General features: G+C 40.1%; 17 protein-coding genes. 6 read left to right on the forward strand and 11 right to left on the reverse strand.

The genetic code is table 11. The features are described from left to right. The 4 genes from GDK41_RS08325 to GDK41_RS08340 all read left to right on the forward strand — a co-directional run bounded on the left by GDK41_RS08325 (position 1) and on the right by GDK41_RS08340 (position 5,496). Entirely contained in the window at positions 1–915 is a 915-nt protein-coding gene (locus GDK41_RS08325) for a DUF58 domain-containing protein (protein ID WP_172971579.1), read from the forward strand. Continuing rightward, entirely contained in the window at positions 905–2,848 is a 1,944-nt protein-coding gene (locus GDK41_RS08330) for a transglutaminase family protein (RefSeq protein ID WP_152085972.1), read from the forward strand. Before GDK41_RS08325 ends, GDK41_RS08330 begins: the two co-directional genes overlap by 11 nt. Further along, entirely contained in the window at positions 2,845–4,167 is a 1,323-nt protein-coding gene (locus GDK41_RS08335) for a Na+/H+ antiporter family protein (protein WP_152085973.1), read from the forward strand. Before GDK41_RS08330 ends, GDK41_RS08335 begins: the two co-directional genes overlap by 4 nt. Positions 4,168–4,329: 162 nt before the next feature. Beyond that, positions 4,330–5,496 carry a nucleotide sugar dehydrogenase gene (locus GDK41_RS08340; protein ID WP_152085974.1) on the forward strand — a complete coding sequence of 389 codons (1,167 nt, stop codon included), beginning with the start codon at positions 4,330–4,332 and terminating at the stop codon, positions 5,494–5,496. On the opposite strand, the gene GDK41_RS08345 is transcribed toward GDK41_RS08340, so the two are convergent. Next, positions 5,479–7,488: an ATP-binding protein gene (locus tag GDK41_RS08345; protein WP_172971580.1), complete on the reverse strand. Its 2,010-nt coding sequence runs from the start codon at positions 7,486–7,488 to the stop codon at positions 5,479–5,481. The two genes, GDK41_RS08340 and GDK41_RS08345, sit on opposite strands and share 18 nt — an antisense overlap. Before the next feature lie 168 nt (positions 7,489–7,656). Here GDK41_RS08345 and GDK41_RS08350 point away from each other — a divergent pair, with 168 nt between their 5' ends. Next, positions 7,657–8,517, forward strand: a complete 861-nt coding sequence (locus GDK41_RS08350) for a gluconeogenesis factor YvcK family protein (protein ID WP_152085976.1) — start codon at positions 7,657–7,659, stop codon at positions 8,515–8,517. 3 nt (positions 8,518–8,520) lie between these two features. Here GDK41_RS08350 and GDK41_RS08355 read toward each other — a convergent pair whose 3' ends face one another. Then, positions 8,521–8,859, reverse strand: a complete 339-nt coding sequence (locus GDK41_RS08355; protein WP_172971581.1) for an Hpt domain-containing protein — start codon at positions 8,857–8,859, stop codon at positions 8,521–8,523. A 21-nt stretch (positions 8,860–8,880) separates the two neighbouring features. On the opposite strand from GDK41_RS08355, the gene GDK41_RS08360 reads away from it, so the two are divergent. Then, positions 8,881–9,894, forward strand: coding sequence for a glycosyltransferase family 4 protein (locus tag GDK41_RS08360; protein WP_152085978.1), 1,014 nt, complete (start codon positions 8,881–8,883; stop codon positions 9,892–9,894). Here GDK41_RS08360 and GDK41_RS08365 read toward each other — a convergent pair. From GDK41_RS08365 to GDK41_RS08405, 9 genes are all read right to left on the reverse strand, one after another. Further along, on the reverse strand, positions 9,891–11,336 hold the full coding sequence (locus tag GDK41_RS08365) for a sigma-54-dependent transcriptional regulator (protein WP_152085979.1): 1,446 nt from the start codon (positions 11,334–11,336) through the stop codon (positions 9,891–9,893). The two genes, GDK41_RS08360 and GDK41_RS08365, sit on opposite strands and share 4 nt — an antisense overlap. Before the next feature lie 27 nt (positions 11,337–11,363). Next, positions 11,364–12,821, reverse strand: a complete 1,458-nt coding sequence (locus tag GDK41_RS08370; protein ID WP_152085980.1) for a SpoIIE family protein phosphatase — start codon at positions 12,819–12,821, stop codon at positions 11,364–11,366. Positions 12,822–12,829: 8 nt separating this feature from the next. Then, the gene (locus tag GDK41_RS08375; RefSeq protein WP_152085981.1) at positions 12,830–13,528 is read right to left on the reverse strand and encodes a capsular biosynthesis protein; all 699 of its coding nucleotides are present in this window, start codon (positions 13,526–13,528) and stop codon (positions 12,830–12,832) included. Next, positions 13,525–15,606 (reverse strand): SLBB domain-containing protein, encoded by a 2,082-nt coding sequence (locus GDK41_RS08380; RefSeq protein ID WP_152085982.1) that lies wholly within the window; start codon positions 15,604–15,606, stop codon positions 13,525–13,527. The genes GDK41_RS08375 and GDK41_RS08380 overlap by 4 nt, the downstream gene beginning before the upstream one ends. A 4-nt stretch (positions 15,607–15,610) precedes the next feature. Further along, positions 15,611–16,483, reverse strand: coding sequence for an OmpA family protein (locus GDK41_RS08385; protein WP_152085983.1), 873 nt, complete (start codon positions 16,481–16,483; stop codon positions 15,611–15,613). A gap of 14 nt (positions 16,484–16,497) precedes the next feature. After that, positions 16,498–16,815, reverse strand: coding sequence for an STAS domain-containing protein (locus tag GDK41_RS08390; RefSeq protein WP_152085984.1), 318 nt, complete (start codon positions 16,813–16,815; stop codon positions 16,498–16,500). A gap of 173 nt (positions 16,816–16,988) precedes the next feature. Continuing rightward, entirely contained in the window at positions 16,989–18,782 is a 1,794-nt protein-coding gene (locus GDK41_RS08395; protein WP_152085985.1) for a sugar transferase, read from the reverse strand. A gap of 9 nt (positions 18,783–18,791) precedes the next feature. Next, positions 18,792–19,868, reverse strand: a complete 1,077-nt coding sequence (locus GDK41_RS08400) for a glycosyltransferase (protein ID WP_152085986.1) — start codon at positions 19,866–19,868, stop codon at positions 18,792–18,794. Further along, complete coding sequence (locus GDK41_RS08405) at positions 19,865–21,364, reverse strand: GumC family protein (protein ID WP_152085987.1); 1,500 nt, start codon at positions 21,362–21,364, stop codon at positions 19,865–19,867. The genes GDK41_RS08400 and GDK41_RS08405 overlap by 4 nt, the downstream gene beginning before the upstream one ends. Positions 21,365–21,414: the final 50 nt, after the last annotated feature.

Genomic DNA, 21,414 nt, shown 5'->3' on the forward strand with positions numbered 1-21,414 from the left:
ATGTTTGCACGTTATATTCGTAAAAAGCACAATGCAGATTCTTTAACCTTTAAGCACAATACGATTTATGTATTGCCATCAACCATGGGCACTGGCTTTATTGGTGTGAGTATCTTGAACTTTTTATTAGGCATTAACTATCAAAACAATCTGTTACTTGCCGTTGCTTATCTCATGGTAATGCTCCTTATCATTGCATTGCTTTATGGGTATTTAAACGTAAGTGGTAGTGGTGTTAAGTTGATTTCAGTCAATTCGGCACATTGTAATACCCCACCCTCTATTACATTTGAACTTCATACAAACCGCCAACTGTTAGACCTTACTGTAGAGAACAACGCTTTTGTTAAACCACTGCACATTGCGCGTATTGATAAAGCGGCGCTATTTACGGCCCCATTAAGACTAAAACGCGGTAAATATCATGTTGGTCAGCTTAAGTTTACCAGTCATTTTCCGTTTGGATTAGTAACTGTATGGAGTTATTTATATTCGGATAAACCAATTTTTGCGTATCCAGATCCTATCGAGACTAACCAAGCACTATACACATTTGTAAACTCCAATGAGCCAGAAAACACTCAACAAACAGCACCTGCTAGCGATGAGTTTAAACAGTTGGTTGGTTATCAGCCAGGAATGAATATACACCGTATTTCTTGGAAACATTACGCTAAATCACAGCAATTAGTGATAAAAGAATATGAAGGAGAACACGCTAGTGTAACTGTTAAATTCGATTTTGAGCAATTACAAGGCACCGTTGAAGAGCGCTTATCTATGCTGTGTTATTTAGTGTTAAAGGCCGAAGCATCAGATACCAAGTATGGTTTTAAATTAGGTGTACTTGATATTGACCCTGCGAGCGGGGAGCACCATAAGATCAGGTGTTTGGAGGCATTAAGTGACTACTAATGCATTATTTTTCTCAACAAGTTATTTGATATTAACTTTGTTACCTATCACGGACTTTGGTATTGCTTTCAATTCACTGATGATAGGCTTAGCCGCATGGCATGGCGCGCGATTATTCCAGAAAAAAAGCAATGTGCGTAATGCCATACTAAATGTGGTCGCTATTGTTGGTATGGCCATTACCGTTATGTCGATTGGCCTAAAAAATACCGTGAGTGTATTCGTTGCATTAATGCTCTTAGCTTGCCAACTCAAGGTGTTACAGGCTAAATCACTTACGCAGTGGCGACAAGTTCTAGTGCTCAATTTTTTTACCTTTCCGTGTGCGTTCTTATTCTCTCAAAGCCTATATGTTGCGCTACTTGTATTGGGCATGCTTAGCTTCAACTTAGTATTAATGATAACAATCCAAAACATTGAGACAACAAAGTCTGCGAGTCGATTTGTTTTGTCAAAAATAGTACTTAGCTGCATGCTAAGTGCTCTACTCATTTTATTTTTGCCAAGATTGCCCGCATTTTGGCAATTGCCAGGCCCGCAAACTGCCAAAACTGGCTTATCAGAAACAGTAAGCCCTTTTAGTATTTCGCAATTATCACAATCTGATGAATTGGCATTTAGAGCTATATTTAACAATAAGAATATACGCCAAGCACAATCGCCTCTGTATTGGCGCGCTATTGTTCACGATGAATTTGATGGCCAGCAATGGCATATAGCTAATTTACAAAAGACTGCCATCAGTATCAAAAAACAACCTGCTGCTCCCTCTTATAGCATTATCGCGCAACCTAGCAACGCCCCGTGGTTGTATGCTTTAGGTGCAGCATCAAGCCCGACTAATATCGTTAAAAATACGTACTTTGGCACGCTATTTAGAACCGATAAACTCAACGCAACGCTAGAGTATATTGTTACCCCATCGATAACCGATAATAATACGCAGATGCCCAACTGGCTATATCGTAACAACACTGCTATTCCAGGTTCTTTAAATCCCAGAGCTCGCGCTTTAGCACAGCAATGGGACAATCAAGCCAATACCACAGGACAGTTTATAGCTCTGATGCGTCGATATTTTACTGACCAGCAATTTAGCTACACATTAACCCCACAAGCCGCTACCTCTGAGCATATGATTGACCAATTCTTGTTTGATTATAAAAGTGGTTTTTGTGGTCACTATGCCTCGACTGTTGCAATGATGATGCGAAGCGTTGGGATCCCCGCAAGGCTCGTATCAGGTTATTTAGGGGCTGAATACAATGAGCAGCAAGGGTATTTTAGCGTATATCAATATGATGCACATGCGTGGGTTGAGTATTTTGTTCCCGGTAAAGGTTGGCAAAGTTTAGATCCTACCGCTTGGGTTTCACCGCAAAGATTACTTGGCTCACTATCACAGTACCAACCACTGGCGAATGAATTTCAAACAAATTTAGGGATAAGTCTTACCGCATTTTCTAGTTTTCCAGCGATAAATTGGCTTAGGTTAAAATTAGAGGAGCTAGACTATCAATGGACTCGTTGGGTTTTAAACTTTGATCAGCAAAAGCAAAACTCAATGCTTGAAAACTTACTTGGAAAAAATGCTAAGCAATGGTCAGGTATCGTCGCTGTTGTATTGCTAAGTATTATATTTTCCATTTTGTTTTTTTACATTCAGATGAGTCATCGAGTCAAAGAGCCAAGGGCAATTCGTCTTTATCGTCAGTTAATGTCTCTGTCATCACAAGACTTAGCGTCTACCGCGCCTAAAAAATCTATAGAACTGTTGCAACAACAATTTCCAGAATATGGTGCGCAGCTAGAACAGTTTTATGCGAATTTTGCAGCACACCGCTATCAAGGAAAATCTTTTGGGAAAAACCAGAACATTCATGCCAAAAATTTGATAAATTCAATAAAAACAAAAGCAAAGAGAAAAATATGAATGCAGTAATAATAGGCGTAATATTAATGCTCGGGCTGTCTCTAGCCCGAGTTAACGTAATAGTAGCAATGACTGTCAGCGCTATGGTCGCAGGCTTGAGTGCAGGAATGGGGTTAACCGACACGATGAATGCATTCAATAGTGGTTTATCTGGTGGCGCTGAGATAGCGTTAAGTTATGCCATGTTGGGTGGATTCGCTGTAGCGATATCCAAATCTGGGTTAACCCATATACTCGCTCAAAAGTTACTAAGCGTTGTTGAGCAAACCGACGACACGCATACAAAGCTATTGAGCTATATGATTATGGCGATTATTCTTTGTTGCGCTATCGCATCACAAAACTTAGTCCCTGTTCACATTGCATTTATCCCAATTCTTATCCCACCTTTACTTACTTTATTAAATACGCTCGCCCTTGACCGACGTGCAATCGCTTGTATTTTAACGTTCGGATTGGCGACGTCTTATATGGTACTTCCCTATGGTTTTGGTGGTATCTACCTCTATTCAATATTACATAAGAACCTCACAGATAATGGTTTGGAATTAGTAAACACGCAAGTACCTACGGCAATGGTGATCCCTGCGCTGGGCATGTTGGTAGGTCTTGTTATCGCAGTATTTTTCACTTATAAAAAAAATCGTGAGTATAAACATAATGAAGCCACAGAGGCGGCTGCAGCAAAAGAAGTTGAAAACCCAAAAAGAGTTATGGTTATTGGTTCAATCGCAGTGATAAGCTCTTTGGTTGCGCAAAACATTAGCGGCTCAATGATTTTGGGTGGCCTTGTTGGCGTCATGATGTTTAGCGTTTTTGGAATTGTTAAATGGGAGCAAAGCTCCGATGTTTTCAGCCGAGGTGTTGCAATGATGGCTATGATTGGTTTTATCATGATCTCAGCTCAAGGGTTTGCATCCGTCATGAAAGCAACAGGTGATGTTGTAAGTTTAGTATCAACCTGTGCAGAATTTATTGGAGACAACAAACCATTAGCAGCAGCCATGATTTTGTTAGTCGGTCTATTGATCACAATGGGCATAGGTAGTTCATTCTCAACGGTGCCAATTATTGCCACACTGTTTGTTCCATTGTGTATGGAAGTTGGTTTTTCTGTAATGGCAACTGCTGCCTTGGTTGGCACAGCAGGTGCCCTTGGCGATGCTGGCTCACCTGCGTCAGACTCAACGCTAGGACCTACATCAGGATTAAATGCTGATGGGCAACACGACCATATTTGGGATTCAGTTGTACCGACATTTATTCATTTTAATATTCCGCTTCTCATATTTGGTTGGATTGCTGCGATGGTGCTTTAGATTCGTCTAGATTTCGCATTTTGCAATGCGCTTTGCACCAGTGCATTGCTTTTTTGCCCCCTCTTAGAAATTAAATTATCAACATATTGATTTATATGATAAAAATATTCGCATAGTTTTTGCTGCTTATTTGCTAACATACACTAGTAAGCGAGTTAAATTATGGCATGTATTACTATTGTTGGGCTGGGTTATGTAGGACTGGCAAATGCCCTGCTTTTAGCCCAACACAACCAAGTTTGCGCGTTAGACACAGATGTAGAGCGTGTAAACATGATAAATCAAAAAATTTCTCCGATAGCAGATCAACAGATCAGCGAATGTTTGCAGACTCTGGCACAACCCATTTTTGCCACAAGAGATCCTCATTTAGCATACAAAAACGCTGAATTTGTGGTTATTGCAACACCGACTGACTACGACCCACAAAGCAACTTTTTTGATACATCAAGCGTTGAGTCAGTGATAGCACAGGTTAAACACTTAAACTGTGAGGCTGTAATCGTTATTAAATCTACGGTACCTGTCGGTTTTACTGAGCGAATGCAAAAACAATATGAATGTGAAGATATTATATTTTCACCCGAATTTTTGCGTGAAGGCCAGGCGCTACAAGATAATTTATACCCTTCTCGCATCATCGTAGGCAGTTTATCTCGCTATGCTCAACGCTTCGCAAACTTACTAAAGCAAGGGGCGCTAAAACAAGATGTAGATGTACTCCTTACCTTTAGTAAAGAAGCTGAAGCAATTAAATTGTTCTCAAACACATATTTGGCTATGCGAGTGGCTTTTTTCAACGAACTTGACACATATTGTGAAATAAAAAACTTGAATGTGCTGCAAATAATTAATGGCGTAGGTTTAGACCCTAGAATAGGCAGCCATTACAACAACCCCTCTTTTGGCTACGGAGGGTATTGCTTACCTAAAGATACCAAACAACTGCTAGCAAATTTTGAGGGTGTACCAAGTAATATTATAAGCGCTATTGTTGCGGCAAATAAGACACGAAAGCGTTACATATCAGATACTATTTTGGCTAAGAGTCCAAAAAACATTGGTGTATATCGGTTAATTATGAAATCAGGTTCCGATAATTTCAGAGAGTCTGCTATTTTAGATATTATTTCTTTATTATACGAAAGCGGCACTAAGGTGACCGTTTACGAACCTGAATTAAAAAAACCATTTTGTGATGAGTTTGCGTTGTGTCACTCACTTGATGAGTTTAAAAAATGTGATGTCATCATTGCCAATCGAGTTGTAGATGAGTTGACAGATGTCAGAGAAAAGGTTTACACACGCGACCTATTCAATAAAAATTGAAGCTATGGCTTCTTCCAATACATTGAACCGTATAGGTTTTGTAAGTACTTTATTCATACCGACGGCTAAGCACTTTTCCTTATCGTCTTGGCCTGCATTGGCCGTCAAAGCGAATATTGGCACATCCAGTGCCATTTCTTTTCGCATATATTGCGTCGCTGTTAATCCATCCATTACCGGCATCATCATGTCCATTAGCACTAAATCATATTGTTCAGCTTTGGCCTTGTTTAATGCCTGAGATCCTGTGTCGGCTAAAGTAACATCGTGGCCTAACTTTTCAAGTAAGGCTCTGATCAAGACCTGGTTTGCAGGGTTATCTTCTGCCACCAAAACTTTAAGTTTTCTAAGGCCTTCGATTTGCAAAGATTCATCTAACTGCTCTTGAACGTTTTCATAGGGTAATTTAACACTAAATTCAGTGCCTTCATTAGGCTTACTCTGACAATGTATGCTGCCATTCATCGCCTCTACAATTTTTTTTGTGATGCTTAACCCAAGCCCTACCCCCTGCTGTTTTCGTTTTACGCTAACGCCAACTTGGGTAAATGGCTCAAATATATACTCAAGCTCTGATTCACTGATCCCAACACCTGTGTCACTCACACACAAATGCAAAAACTCACCTTCTACTTTTGCGCTAAAGGTAATTTGTCCGTAACTTGTATATTTAAAAGCGTTACCAATTAAGTTAAATAGAATCTGACCTAATCGCGTCGGGTCAGAATATATATAATCAGGCAGCTGCTCATCAATCTTAACTTCAAACTTGAGCAAGTCTGATTGACGAAGGCTAAATTGAGCAGCTATAGACTTTAGTTGTTGCTTAAGCTCAACTCGCGTTAGATCTAATTCAAGAATACCTGATTCAATCTTTGAAAAATCCAACACATCAGATATCAGGCCTTGTAAAAGGGTCGCACTACTTTGCGCGTAAGATAACCATTCTCTTTGCTGCGAATTGAGTTCGGTATCTGCCAATAACTCAACCATGCCTAAAATCGCATTCATTGGTGTGCGGATCTCATGTGACATAACAGCTAAAAACTGAGATTTTGCTGAGTTGGCACTTTCTGCTTTTTCTTTGGCATTTTTATAAGCCAACTCGCGCTGTTTTGCATATGTTATATCTTTTGCTATTCCCATATAGCCGATATAGTTATGTGTTTCATCGTACTGTGGTCGACCACTTAAAGATATCCAAATGGTTCTATTGGCGTTTAATTCAAATTCAAAATCATAAAATTCACTGTGTTGATCCATCAGATGTAAAAACCGTGACCACTTATTTTGTTGCAGGTGCTCGTTATCGTTGCCAATTGTTGATAGTGATTTACTAACAAAATGCTGTTTATAAAACTCGTTGTCTTCATTAAACGTACTAACTTGGGTGAACGTTAGGTGCTTATCGGTACGCCAAAACCATTCGGATGCAAGTTGTGCAAATAATTCTGATTGCAGTGAGGTCTGCTGCAATAAGTCATAGAAATGATCCGTTTGATTAGAAAACCTATCGATAGCGATGAGTTTTGCACAAAGTTGTTTCAATACTAAACGTAAACATGGATCGGCTAATATCGCCTCTAATTCTGCGCAGCAATTGGTTTGAGTAAATAAAAACGCGGCTTTTTCTAGTGAGTCATCTAAACAAATAATGAGCGTACTAGCGAGCTGTTCAGTAATGCCTTTTGCTTGCACGGTAAATGCTAACTCAGTTTGTGCTGTTTCAACAATGCAGCCTCCCATTATTCTAGCTTGCGTAAAAGCAGGGCTAAGAGGCCAATAAGTATGCTCAAAGATACAATCACTTTGACTATGACTTACATATGACCCGTCACTTTCAGGGAGTAAAAGAACACATGCTTGATAAGTAAAATAGGGTGCTACCAATTTTTTTAAATGTGAGAAAAGCACCTCATTATTATTTGCATGGCAAATATTGCTTAATGCTACATCTAACTGTTCAATACTAATTAAGCTATTGATTGCCATAAACCCCCCTTTGAATTTGCTTTGCACAATGCAAAGAATAGTGGGCATTTCAATATTGGTCCAATTTAAAAAACAGTGTTTTAAATTAATTTCAATAAGTTATAAAAAAATGTGTGCTGGAATAGTCTATGCTTATTTATTCTCATTAGTCACTTTCGGTTTGTCTCAATGAAAATAGTATGTTTGGGTGGTGGTCATGGGCTTGCGCAAGTATTAAAAGCGATTAGCCCTCTTAGCAGCGAATTAACTGCCATTATTGCAACAACGGATAACGGTGGTAGTTCAGGTCGGATTAGATCCTCAGAACAATGCGTGGCACTTGGCGACATAAGAAGGTGTTGTCTAGAGCTTGCTGGAGATAACTCGATATTACACACTATTTTTCAACATCGCTTCAAAGGGGGCGAGCTCGAAGGTCATAGTCTTGGTAATTTAGCGCTACTTGGCTTATTACAGCTAACTGATAGCGCGACAGAGGCTGTTGCTCAATTTAACGCAATTTTAGGAAACACTCAAACAGTTCTCCCAATGTCAGATCAAACAGTCGATTTAATCGCAACGATGCGCAACGGCGACACCGTTATTGGCGAATGCGAAATAGATGCATTAAATGAGCTACCTGAACACATTGGCCTTACTCACAATGTATGTGCTGATCAAAGAGCCATCGATGCCATTCATCATGCAGATGTCGTACTTATTGGGCCTGGGAGCATAATTTCTAGCGTGATGCCAGCCTTGCTTGTAGAGAACATAGCGCAGGCCCTTAAAAATACAGCGGCATGTAAAATATTTGTAGAAAACATAGCACAAGAAGATAGCGTTGTTGCGCAGTTAAAAGAGCACTCTATCATTGACTGGTTACAAAGGCAGGTTGGGTATAAGTTTTGTGATATGAGCTTATCACCGCAAGCGATTGCAAAAATTTCTAATCATGCGAGCTGCAGTAACAACTGCGAAAGCCAGTTACATAATATTGAGCAACTTCAGTCTGTATTTACAACGTTGTTTCTGACCAAAAAACGATAAAGTTTAATGTTTATTTGCAATAAGTGTTATGGCATCAGAAAAAGCTTCTTCGCTTAACACTGTTGCTTTTTCAATCAGGGGCGACAGCTCATTTAGGGTAATTTCTTGATGTTTTGTGGCCATCTCTATTAGCTCACAGGTTTGTGCTAATAAAATCGCGCCATAACTGCGGCTACTACTTTTTAAACTATGTGCAAGGTGTTGGATAAGTTCTATGTTTTCACTGCTGTTTAGTTCGTTTATCTGTTTTCGCGATTCAGTAACAAATACACTCAAAAGCTGTAGTGCCAGCTCTTCACCTACATCATTGCATAATTGGGAAAATATCTTGTTATCTATCACGATGATTCCTTGGGAGAAGTTATGAGTTATCACGTCATTCTATTTGTTGATTCTGCCGGATTCGGGGGGATTGAATCTCACATCATAGAGTTAGCAAAACTGCTTACGCGCCATCATGTACAGTGTAGTGTGCTTTTTTACAAAGATCATAATAATCAACCCTATTATAAAAGGCTGCAGAGTGAAAATATTAAATTTTCATTTCTCAGTGGTAGCATTGTGTCTATGCTTTGCGCTCTGACTAAACTCAAGACAAATACAATCATTCATACTCACGGCTATAAAGCAGGGGTTATAGCCAAGCTGTGCTGTAAACTTTTAGCAAAGCCGTGCATCAGCACATATCATGCTGGAGAAACAGGTCTTGGCAAGGTTAAGTGGTATAACAAACTCGATAAATGGCTCAGTTTTTTATCTTATAACTTTGCGGTGTCGCGAGTTATTGCGGCTCAAATTGATAAGGCAACTGTATTAGATAACTTTATTGTATCCCCGCAACCCTATTCCGTTCGCAAGAATCGTTCAAATGTACTCAAAGTGGGGTTTGTTGGCAGACTTTCCTACGAAAAGGGGCCTGATCAGTTTGCACAAATTGCTAACGCCTTCGCAACTGATAAGCGTTTTTCTTGGCATGTATTTGGTGATGGCCCAATGAAAACCGAGCTAATGAATATGTCACCTACTCTATCATTGCACGGTATTATTAATAGCAACGAAATATGGCCACAAATCGATGTTCTCTTGGTAACATCACGTCAAGAAGGTTTACCAATGGCAATTCTGGAGGCGATGTCCAATGGCGTCTTAGTGGTTAGTACTGATGTTGGAGCAATCTCTAACGTAGTGGTAAATCGACAGACAGGGTATTTAATCGAAGATTTTTCAGTTGTTCTATTTTCTGAGGTTCTCAACCAGCTTGGTGACAACCTAAACATTGACGTATTAACATCTCAAGCACGCAACCTTATAAAAGAGCGCTTTTCAGGAAAGCAACAATGGCAGCTACTGGATCAGGCCTATCAAAACTCTATTTAATGTTGAACCTCAATTTCTTCCCAAGATTTTATTTTTCGATAAATTGTTGAAGGGCTTACATCTAACATCGCCGCAGCTTTAGGAATATTGTTATCACACAGGCTTATTGCATGTTCAATGTATCTTTTTTCTACTATCCATAACGGTTCGATATCACCAACTGATTGAACGGAAGATTGAGATTGATTGTCGATTTTATTTACTTCAGGTGTATGTTGAGCTGCAAAAGACGGTGAGTTGTGTTGTAAAGTGTTTTCTGAAGAGGTAACAACACCGGTATTACGATGTAAATCCGGCACCATATCTATGTCTATCCAACTTTGTTGGTTCAACACCAACGTATTTCTTACGGTATTTTCTAATTGTCTCACATTGCCAGGCCATGAGTACGCCAAAAAGGCGCGTTTAACCGACTCTGACATACCGGTATAGCCATGGCGCTCTTCTTTGGCTAGCTTTCTAAATAATGCATCAGCAATCTCAACAATATCATTGCCCCGCTCTCTCAGCGGCGGTAGCGCAATAGGAATAACATGTAAGCGATAATACAAATCTTCTCTAAACCTACCTGCTTGCACTTCAGCTAACGGATCGCGATTAGTTGCACAGACGAATCGAACATCCACTTTAACTTCTTTTTCGCTTCCTACTTGTTGATAGCAGCCTGTTTGAATGAACCTTAATAGTTTGCTTTGCAAATTGATGTCCATTTCGCATAACTCATCTAAAAATAATGTGCCACCATCGGCTTGTCCGGCTGCACCTTCACGGTTTGCAATCGCACCAGTAAAAGCGCCTTTTAAGTGTCCAAATATTTCACTCTCAATCAGATCTTTTGGAATAGCTGCACAATTAAGCGCTACAAAAGGTTTATGCGCTCGAGGAGACGCTAAATGAACAGCTCGCGCACACAGCTCTTTTCCTGTACCGCTTTCTCCTGTAATAAATACTGTTGCTTTGGAAGCGGCTGCAGAATTAATAATTTGATACACCGATTGCATTGCTCTTGATGATCCGATAAGGTCATAAAACTTACCGTTCTCATAAGTTTTGTGATATTTCTCAACCTCTTGAGTAAGGCTTTTTAATTTTAAGGTGTTATTTATGGTGATCCTAAACCTATCTGCCTCTACAGGTTTTTCTAAAAAGTCGCTAGCCCCTAAGCGTATTGCCTCTATTGCCATTTCTTTTGTTGCGTGGCCAGTCAGCACGATCACCTGCGGTTTATTATCAGCTGATAATTGAGATAAAATATCCAATCCATTGATATCTGGTAACATCACATCTAATACAATCAGATCTGGGTTAAACGATTCGATAGCGCTCAACGCTTCTTTCCCGCAATGCGCTATGTCAGTTTGGATCCCTGTAGGGATTAGGTATGACTGATACATCAGCGCCAACGATTCAGTATCTTCGACAATTAACACCTTCGGCGGCATACGCATATTCCTTTGTTGTTTATATTATTAATTAATAACGATTAATGACGCATCGTCAAACTCTTTTGACAAACTAGCTTGAGAGTTTAACCAAAGTTGCTCTGCATAAACCTCTCCTTTTTTAATGTTATCAGGCAGGCATTCTTGTATACGCTTTTCTTCATTGAGTGTTGAACCCAAATTATCAACCCAACCATCAGTATAGAAAATAAGATGTGCTATGTCTTTTAGCGGGTAACAATACTTTTCATAGACATGCTCACAAGAAAGTCCCATGAGTGGGCCAATGCCGGTCATTGGGCTAAATTTCCCATCTTTTTCAATGGCAATCGGTGGAGGGTGACCTGCATTATAAAAATACATATATTGCGCATCAAAAAACACGATAAGCATTGTGAGCATACTTCCTTTGCATATTTTTTCATTGCTCAAGGCTTGGTTCATTGCATCAGCAAGCGTATCAATGTTGCTATAGCTGTTAATAAACCCGCTGATAAACCCCTTTATTTCATAGCTAACCTGATTTGCTGATAACCCATGCCCCATTATGTCTGCAATAATAAACCCTTTGTATGGAAACTCTAGGGGAATAAAAATATCTCCGCCCAAGTTTGTTGTTATGGAACCAAATAAATGTGCTTGGCCAACGTTTCCCATTTCATAACGGAAATTCTCTATTTGGTTAGTTGACGTTGCAGGATGCACTTTTAATTTGTTCAACACTCTGTCTAAGTTAAGTAATAATCGCTCTTTAGTGACAGGTTTAGGGATATAATCATCAATGCCAAACCGGTTGAGTTTTTTAATGGTACCTACATCGTTATCACCCGTCAGCATAAGTATCGCTAATCTTGCCTTTATGTCTGATCTTGCCAACTGATTAAGAAGTGTTTCGCAGGTGTCGTTTTTTAATCTATAGTCAAGCAACAGTATGTCTATTTTAGATTGTGTTATTATCTGCCATGCGTCGCTGCAGTTTTGACAGGGAATAAACTCAAAGTCACTTTTGACATACGCCTCAATTAAAGACAACTGTGTGATATCGTCATCAACATATAACAGCGTTGTTTTGCGTTTAACCTTGTAAAGGTTAAACGCAAAATAGTTTTTATTGTCTTTTGTAACGTAACTTGCATCGGGGAAATAGTAGCGAATGAGTGCAACACCCATCCCCCCCTCCGCCAGACTTTCGCTTTCAATCGTCCATTGAGAGTTGTTTTGTTCAAACAAGTTGTACGGTTCCAAATTGTCAATTAATTGCACGGTATATACATTGTTTCGTTCTCCGATTAACAAAGTGATGCACTGATCTTCGCCAAAGCTGTGCCGCAACAAATTGGTTAGATACTCGGTGATTACCAGCGCACTGGCGTCAATATCATCATCGCTAATTTTAAGCGCCCCTAATACATGTTTTAATGCATGGCGCACTTGTGTGATAGCTGGACGTATTAAACTAAAACGATTGTGAAACTTAATATCCATAATGCACCTTAATGGTTATGAAATAGCCAGTGCTGCTTACGAATTTGACTATCAAGCCAATTGGCTAGTTTTGGCCAACGTGTACTTGATTTTTGCAAATGCCTAATCAGTCTTTTTCCTAGTGGCTCAAAATGGTGCTGTGTCACAACAACACGCACTGACTTATGGCCACTATCTTGCAGATGCTTTAGGCCAAGGCAGAGTGATTCCTCATCATTGTGCCCTAGTGCTGCAACTAAAATGGTCATATTGCTACAAGCGCTTAATGCATGTAACGGCACATTACCTTTATTCAGCTTCATTACAGGCGACATGTCTATCAAAATGTAGTCATATTGCTGTAAAAGACGTTCGATGGCATATTGCATTGTCAGTCTATTTTTCGCTGATTCAAGCTCGTTTAAATGAGAAATAGTTAACAGATCATGCTCTGGCGTTTCTATTACGCTCAACTGACAGGAAATGTCATCGAACTGCCAACATTGAGTCTCGCTCCCATTGGGTAATGGCGTTGGGTTTAATGGGTTTAAATCAATTAGTAGCACACGATTGTGCTCGGCGCTTAAACCACAAGACACACTCTTACAAAGGCTGCTAGCACCTCCGTTACCTGTTAGCGACAAAAATGTGACACAGCGCGCTTTTTGCTCTGTTATTTCGTTGCAAACTCTTTCAAGCTCTTGAAATTGATAAGGTATTGTTTTCATAGCCCCACCACTAGTGCAATGATTGTAATAAAGTCTATAAAGTTATCTTTAAACTGACTCATTAAGTCCTGCCCTTTATCTGGTACATACAGGGTGTCACCGGCTCTAAGTACGGGGATCCTTGTTGAGTTTGGATTTTTAACAAATTTTTCAAGGTCAAACACCCTTGCTTGCTCTTTGCAGCAGCCGTGATTTATCACCACTATTTTATCTATGAGGGCTGTGGAAGTTGGGCCACCGGCCTCTGCTAGCAAGTCTAATAGATTCATGGTGTCATCAAAGTTGTACCGCCCCGGTTTTTGAATGGCTCCCATGATCCTAACAACTTGATCTTTTGGCTTTTGTAACCAATTTTTATTTTTCTCTGGGATAAAAATTGTATCGCCGGCCAATACATTTGGAAAAAGCGTTTCATCTCCTGTTTCAAAATATAGGGCTAAGTCTAGTTTACTAACTTTTGCGTGCTTGCCATTTCTATGGGTAATTCGGATATTACGAATATCAGCATTCGCATTCGGGCCATCAGCTGCTGATAAAATGTCCATAAAGTGCATTTGATTATTAAATGCATATCGCCCCGGCGAGCCAACCTGCCCCATAATGTATATTGATTTACTTGATTCCTGTCTGATCCATTGAGACTTGTTATCAGCCGGGTCTACGGGTAACTCTTCAATAATAATCGTGTCACCGGCTGTTAAGGCCGGTAACTGGGCATCTTGTGCACCTATAGTGAACTGCTCTAAATCAAAACGAGTTGTGACTTCACCTTCACGAACAATTTTTATGTCATTAATATTCGCGCCTTTTGTCGGACCTCCAGCGTGGGCAAGTAAGTCGGTTAGATCCATCTCTTTACTCCATTCATAACGACCAGGTGACATAACGGCTCCAATAATTTTTATCGCACGTTTGGGTGGCACTTTCAGCCAGCTTTTTTCATTGAGGTCAGTTTTTTCAGGCACAAATATGACATCGCCTGGATTAAGGTCGGGCACACTGATATCCACGATACCTTCGCTATAACCTTGCAAGTCGAATAGTGCATTTACGCCGTTGGGCTTCAATATTTTTATTTGTCTGGTTTCAGCAAACCGAGTTGGCCCTCCTGCATTGGCAAGAATATCTAAAAAGTTTGTATTGTCGGCAGCTTCATACGCACCAGGCTTTTGTACTTCACCCATAATGTAGACGGTACGCGAGGTTGTATTAACATCATCAACCATGATGGGCACATAGATTGTCGAGCCTGGCAATAGCTGTGGCATGGTTTGTTTACTTGGTTTATCTAGATACGCTTTTAAGTCAAATATTTCGGGTGACTCATCAATTATAATGCGGATTTTTGTTACATCTGCGTATCGAGTCACACCTTCGGCGCGCATGATGGCATCTAACACGCTCATGTTCTCTTTAAAAGCAAAGCTTCCCGGATTATGTACTTCTCCAAGCAATGTTATTGCGCTGCCAGCACTCGCATCGCCTGTGGCACTGAGCGTTTGTGCATCAAAGTCTATCTGTACGTTACCAAGTAAAGGCGAGACTGGTACAAATACGGTGTCACCACTTTTAAGTTTAGGTAAAAGCGCTAAGTTGCCCGAGTCTAGGTACGCTTTGTAGTTAAACTCTACGAACTCATCATCGCGCCTGATCTGAAGTTTATCTAGTTGAGCCCCCGGCTTTAAACCGCCCGCTTTGGCAATGACCATCTGGATATTTCCAGAGCGCGGTATACTGATCTGATCCGGCTGATTAACGTATCCCAACACATTGATAAGTATATCGTGTTCACGAATTTCTACATAAAAGTCGTCCATTGCGCGGAATACTTTGGACAACTCTAGTTTCAGCGTTTGCTCAACTTGGGTAATAGTTTGGTTTGCAACATGCATTTTTCCAAGTTCAGGTAACACTATGCTGCCATCGCCTTGCACGGTAAATAGCTTTGAAAATTCATCTTCGCCGGGCAAATATATAAACAATTTGTTACCTACTTCAACTACATCGGAATGCGTGTCTTGCTGAGCGGCTATGCCCAAACAAAAGGTCAACAAAATGATAGAGATCAAGTAACGCATAGTGCTACTCCTGATTTTCAGTCAGTACTTTGGTCCAATTTTTCAGAACACTCGCTTGACCTGTCGTTGGTGTTTCAAGTTGCTCAGCGCTCAACACGATTGCTTCAACACGGCGGTCTGAATGACGACCGGTGTCGGTCGTTGGCTGGTCGCTAAATGGCTGGGTAGCACCTTGGGTCAGTGTCGTTAACTGCTCGTTTTTAACGCCATATATGCTAAGCCAATGTTTAACTGTATCAGCTCTTTTTAACGCCAATTCAAAGTTATTTATTGTGCTGCCTAACTTGTCAGTATGACCAACTAATAAAATACGAACGCCGTCAATATGCTTTATTAGATCAGCAGCTTGTGCTAAGCGGCCCATATATTTCGGTGTCACCTGATGATCTGCAAACGCAAATTGATTGTCGCTATTTAATAACTTAGAAATTTGCTCGATATAATTCTTTTGATTTTCTGTCTTGTCAGGCTTTTGTTGCTCGCCAGCACAATGCGTTACACGCTTTACAGTATCAAAATGATGTGCAAGTTGATTTAAGCCATGGTAATGAATGAGTAGGTCATGCTCAGCATCTTCCCACATATTGGCACTGATCAAACGGCGGAGACGATTTTCATAAACTTGGGCTTTTAATAACTGTGCTGGCATACACTGCTTTATGCCTTGGGCTTGCAGTAATTCTAACTTTAACGCCAAATGCTCAAACTCGTTGGTAATTACATTTATGTTGTCGTTAAAAACGGCGTTGCCTTGCTCGAGCTTAGGCTTATACTGACCATATACCTCGGCCCATCCTCCTTGTCCTTCTTCGGGCCAAGAAGCACACCCGCCAAGTAAAGCGCTCATTGCAATAAAACTGATTGTGATGTGCTTCATAATTCAAGCCCCTTCTACGCATCTAACTTATCAATAAATGGGATTGTTTTGTCGACCCTTAACAAGTTCATTAATTTGTGAGGTTGGCCATTAACTTTAAGAAGTGCTAGTTGCTGTCCCTTTTTCTCAATGCGTTTGTACAAAAATACCATCGCACCGATACCTGAAGAGTCGATAAACTCAGTTTCAGAAAAATCCAATACAATAAAGTCTTGCTCGCAAATGGCTAGCTGCTCAAAGTTTTCTCTGAAACTGTCGACCGTAAAGCCAGAAAAGTCTTTTGGTAAAGCTAATACACGACGAGTTGTGTTTTTTGGGATTGAAGTGATCATGGGAGTAACCTCATAGTCGGTTGAGTTAATAATGAGGTTACAACTTAAGTGCCAGCTTTTATGAAATTATAACTTTATGATAGATATAGTAATTTAAAGGAAGTGTGCATAATGCAAAATTATCAAAAGCGACCATTTGCATTATGCAACGCATTTATTTGATGCATTGAAAGCTACTGTCCTTTACCTGTAAATACAACAGCAATTGTGCGCATTAAAATCATCCACTCCATCTGCAACCAACTTTTTCTGTTAGACAAGCTAAGCACGTAGGCATAATCCCAACCAATTTTGCTTTTAACGTCTTCAATACTTTCATCATAGCCATTCATTACTTGTGCAAGGCCCGATATACCCGGTTTTAAGCCATAGGTACGCCAGCCAAAGTATGGGATCGTTTTATCTAGTTTGCCGTAAAATACAGGGCGCTCTGGTCTTGGGCCAATAAGTGACATTTCACCGATCAGTACATTCCAAAGTTGAGGTAACTCATCAATGCGAGTTTTCCGTAAAAAGCGACCTACTTTAGTTATTCTTGTATCATTTTTACTTGCCCAAACAGCGCCACTTTTGGATTCTGCGTCAACAACCATAGATCTAAACTTGTATACATAAAACAGCGATACGAATTCATCGGTGCTTTTACCCACGCGAAGTTGCTTATATAAAATAGGTCCTTTGGTGTCTAATTTTATGGCTAGCGACGTAAGTAGCATAAGTGGCATTAGCATGATTAACCCAAAAGCGGCGCCGGCTACATCAACAATACGCTTAGCCAAAAGTACGTGATTGTTCCTAAGCTTTTTTATCCCTACTCTTTGCCATGGGGTCTTATATTTGCCTAAGAAGTATTTAATTATTCCGAACAACGCCACCCAGTAACTCAATAATGCGTAATGAATTTTTGCGATTGTACCATTTGAGTGATGCTGTGAGTTTGATATACCAATACCATGCACCGTAAGTAGTGTTGCACAAACGATTATCGCCCAAATACTTTGTTGCAAAACCATTTGTGCAATTGAAATCCCATATAAACTTGCAATGACCAGTGGCATAACGGCGCGTAACACTTTATGAGAAAGAAAATTAAACGAAGCCCAACCAAACTTCGGATTCATTAACGGCGCTAACATGATCGCCTGCTGCCAATTACCTGCACCGATCCGCTCACGACGTTTTATATCGTCACACTCTTCGTCACATTCACGTTCATAAATGATGATGTCATCATCTAAAATAGACTGCCCGCCCGACAAACTGCTCTGCGAAGCAAGCACAAAATCATCATTAATCGTGTTATTAGGAATTGGTTTTACTTTGTCTGCACGGATCGCAAACAATGCACCTGGCACACCAGTTAACGCTCCGACATTCGACTCTAGTTGCTTTAATTGATTTTGATAACGCCAGTATGCTTGTTGATTCTGTGGTGCTTGTTCATCTAGTGTGTATTTGCCTGTTATCACTGCAACTTGCTCATTTTCAAATTGCCACGCTAATTTTTTGAAAGCATCAACGCTAATGAGAGCACTTACATCAGTGAAAACCAAAATGTCATAGTGTGCCTGTGCTATGTCGATTAGCGCATTGACAGCATGCGTTTTGCCTTTATTAACGCTGTCGACATGTAAAATACAGGTCACGCCTTGCTCATTAAGTGTTAGCTTAACTTGCTGCGCGAGCGCCTCGGTGTTGTCAGTACAACCATCTAAATATACGTGAATGTCGTATCTGTCATTTGGATAAAGCTGTGCGCCTAAATTGTTGAGCTTTTCGCTTATATGATCCTGTTCATTATAGGCGCATATCATTACACCAATACGTGGAAAGGTTTTAGTATCAGAAGCTTGCCTAACAGATGGTTTTTTAAGACGTTTAGCCAGTTTTAAGATCAGCGAGTAGCCAATATGATGATAAATTACTAACGCAGCAAGAAAAATAAACATTGTGTCGAGGTTCATCATGGTTCCCCTTTAAGCAAAAAGCGTACAATAAAACTGATCGTACTTGTTGGTCATGTCTTTGATCTGAGCGATAGACAAAGCATGCTTACGAATGGCGTCCCCCTTTGCCATCATCGCTGCTTTAATTAGTGTATCAGCGAGTGACTTATACCGGCCAAGTGGTAACAAAAAGCCTTGTGCATCGCTTAGTACTTCACTAATACCGCCCACATCGCTTGCTACAATGGGTACACCGCAAGCCATTGCTTCTAATATAGACAGTGGCAAACCTTCTCTTTGCGAGAATAGACAAAATACATCGATGGCAGAGTAAAACACTTCCATCTGCTGAACATTTCCTAAAAAATGTATCCGTTGGCATAGCCCCGCATCTTTCGCGTATTGGATTAAGCTGTCGTGCAGACTACCTTGTCCTGCAAACGCTAAATGATATTCTTGAGGCAGTGCTTTTAAAGCATCAATTAAAAGAGTGTGTCCTTTGCCTGTTTCCAAGCGTGCGGCGCAGCCAATTATTTTCACTTTTTTAGGTAGATCTAATTGGAAACGTGCATAGTGCATATTGATTGACGAAAATTTATTGCAATCAATCCCATTTAAAATGGTTTCTTTTGGCATTATTGATGTTTGAGCATAAAAATCAGTAGCAACAACGTTTGCATCTGCAATCCAATGTACTGGTGAGGCTGTGTTCAAAATTTTGGTTAATATTCTTGGCTTTATACCGTTTAGGTACCATGCATCGTGCACCGTCGATACATGCTTTACAGATGGTCGCTTAAGACAAGCTAAGCAAGCATAGAGCATTGGCCCAATATGGTGACTATGAATAATTGAAATCTCATACTTGTCGATTAACCGAACCAACTTGCTTACCACGGCAAAGTCGAATTTCTGTTTTTTTTCAAGAAAATCGATGCAATTGCCTAGCTCTTTCAATTCAGGCCAGTGTATGAGGCTGTCTGCTTTATTGCCTTCAAGCGCCGATATGCGCATGTCATCACAGAAGCGACTTTGTTTAACTAAAGACACGGCCATTTTCTCTAAACCGCCAATTTTCAAATGTTGAACTAAGTGAAGTACTTTCATAGTGAGTTACCTCTATGTTGCGCATCCTCAACAATATGATTTAAATCAGGAGCATGCGGGTCATGAATGATCGGAAGCACTGTTAAAACAGGCCCCGCTGAGAGTTTTTCAATGGTTGTGATGTCTTTTAAATGGCTATCGCATAGCGTTGCTATAAACACACTGGCGATACCTGTAAATAAACCTAGTAAAACACCCAAAACTAAAGATAAAGCCAGTGACGTGTTAATCGGTTGCGTAGGGCTGTATGCGCGCTCTATGGTTTTAACTTTATCTGGGCCTTCGTACTTGACGAGTTTTCCTGTCACTTTGGCCATCTCATAGCGCCCAAGCATTTCTTTATACAGTGCTTGTTTTACATCATAATCGCGCTGTAATTTGCTGAGTTGTTTTTCAATATCACTGGTTACTAATAAGCGTTTACCCAACCCTTTAACTTGGCTATCTAGCATATTAAATTCTTGCTGAAGCTGTTCAACCATGCTCTTTGCATCTTGCAAAGCAACAATTTGCGATACTAAAACACTACTTTCTCCACTTTGAGAAATAGGCATGGTATTGGCCATTTGCCACAACCGATCTATGTCTATTTTTTGTAACTCTTTGCCTTCACTCAATAGCACTTGCTGCCTGTTGAGCAAACTGTCTAACTGTCTTGATTTTTCAATAACCTTTGAGTGCTTATCGGTATACCGTGTCTTTAATAAGCTCAACTGCGAGCGTAATCGAATGATCTTTTCTTCCAAATTTCCTAACACAGGATTAGCTTGCGCCATCTTACTCGCTAAATTGCTTAATTTGGCTTTAGCACCAGATAATTCAATAAACTTGTTTTGCTTATCACTTAACAGCCTATCCAATGTTTGCCGATTACTATTGAGTACTTCAGGTAACGTATCACTGTACTTAACTTTAAACTTGGCAAGCTCATCTTCCGAGTGTTCTAGTTCTTGTCTGAGCGTATCTAGTTGTTTATAGAAAAACTGTTCTGAGGTATCGAGGGACGCTTTAGTTGGTGCAAGCAGCCTTTCTATAAATTTTTCTACGACCTTCTCTAGGATTAGTTTCATCTTCGCAGGTTCGTGCCATTTTAAATGGATCCTAACGAGTTCATCGCCCACTAAGGATAAAGAAAGCGCATTTGCGAGCTGTTGATGAATTTTTTCAACTTCTTTGTTACTTGCATCAGGTTGGATAAGTTCTGTTTCTTTAGCAACCGCGATAAGCACTTTACGACTGATAACTAAAGTGCGAAGCGCATCTATCCGATTAGATAGCTCAAATGAAAACGACAGGTCATCTAAAAACGGGTTCAGCAAAGAGGATTCTTCTATCAAAATAGTCGCATGAGTTACATATTGCTTTTGCGCTGTGGCGGACAGTACAAAAACCACAACTGGGACAATGCATACAGGCACAATAAACAGCTTAAAACGACTATATAGTGCATATAGCGATAAATAAGCGAGTCTTTTAATTTGTTCCTTTACTAGCATGCATTCTACCTTTTTTGCATATTGCAATTGAAAACGCACGTCTTCATTTG

Source organism: Pseudoalteromonas sp. A25, assembly GCF_009176705.1.
Taxonomy (GTDB): domain Bacteria; phylum Pseudomonadota; class Gammaproteobacteria; order Enterobacterales; family Alteromonadaceae; genus Pseudoalteromonas.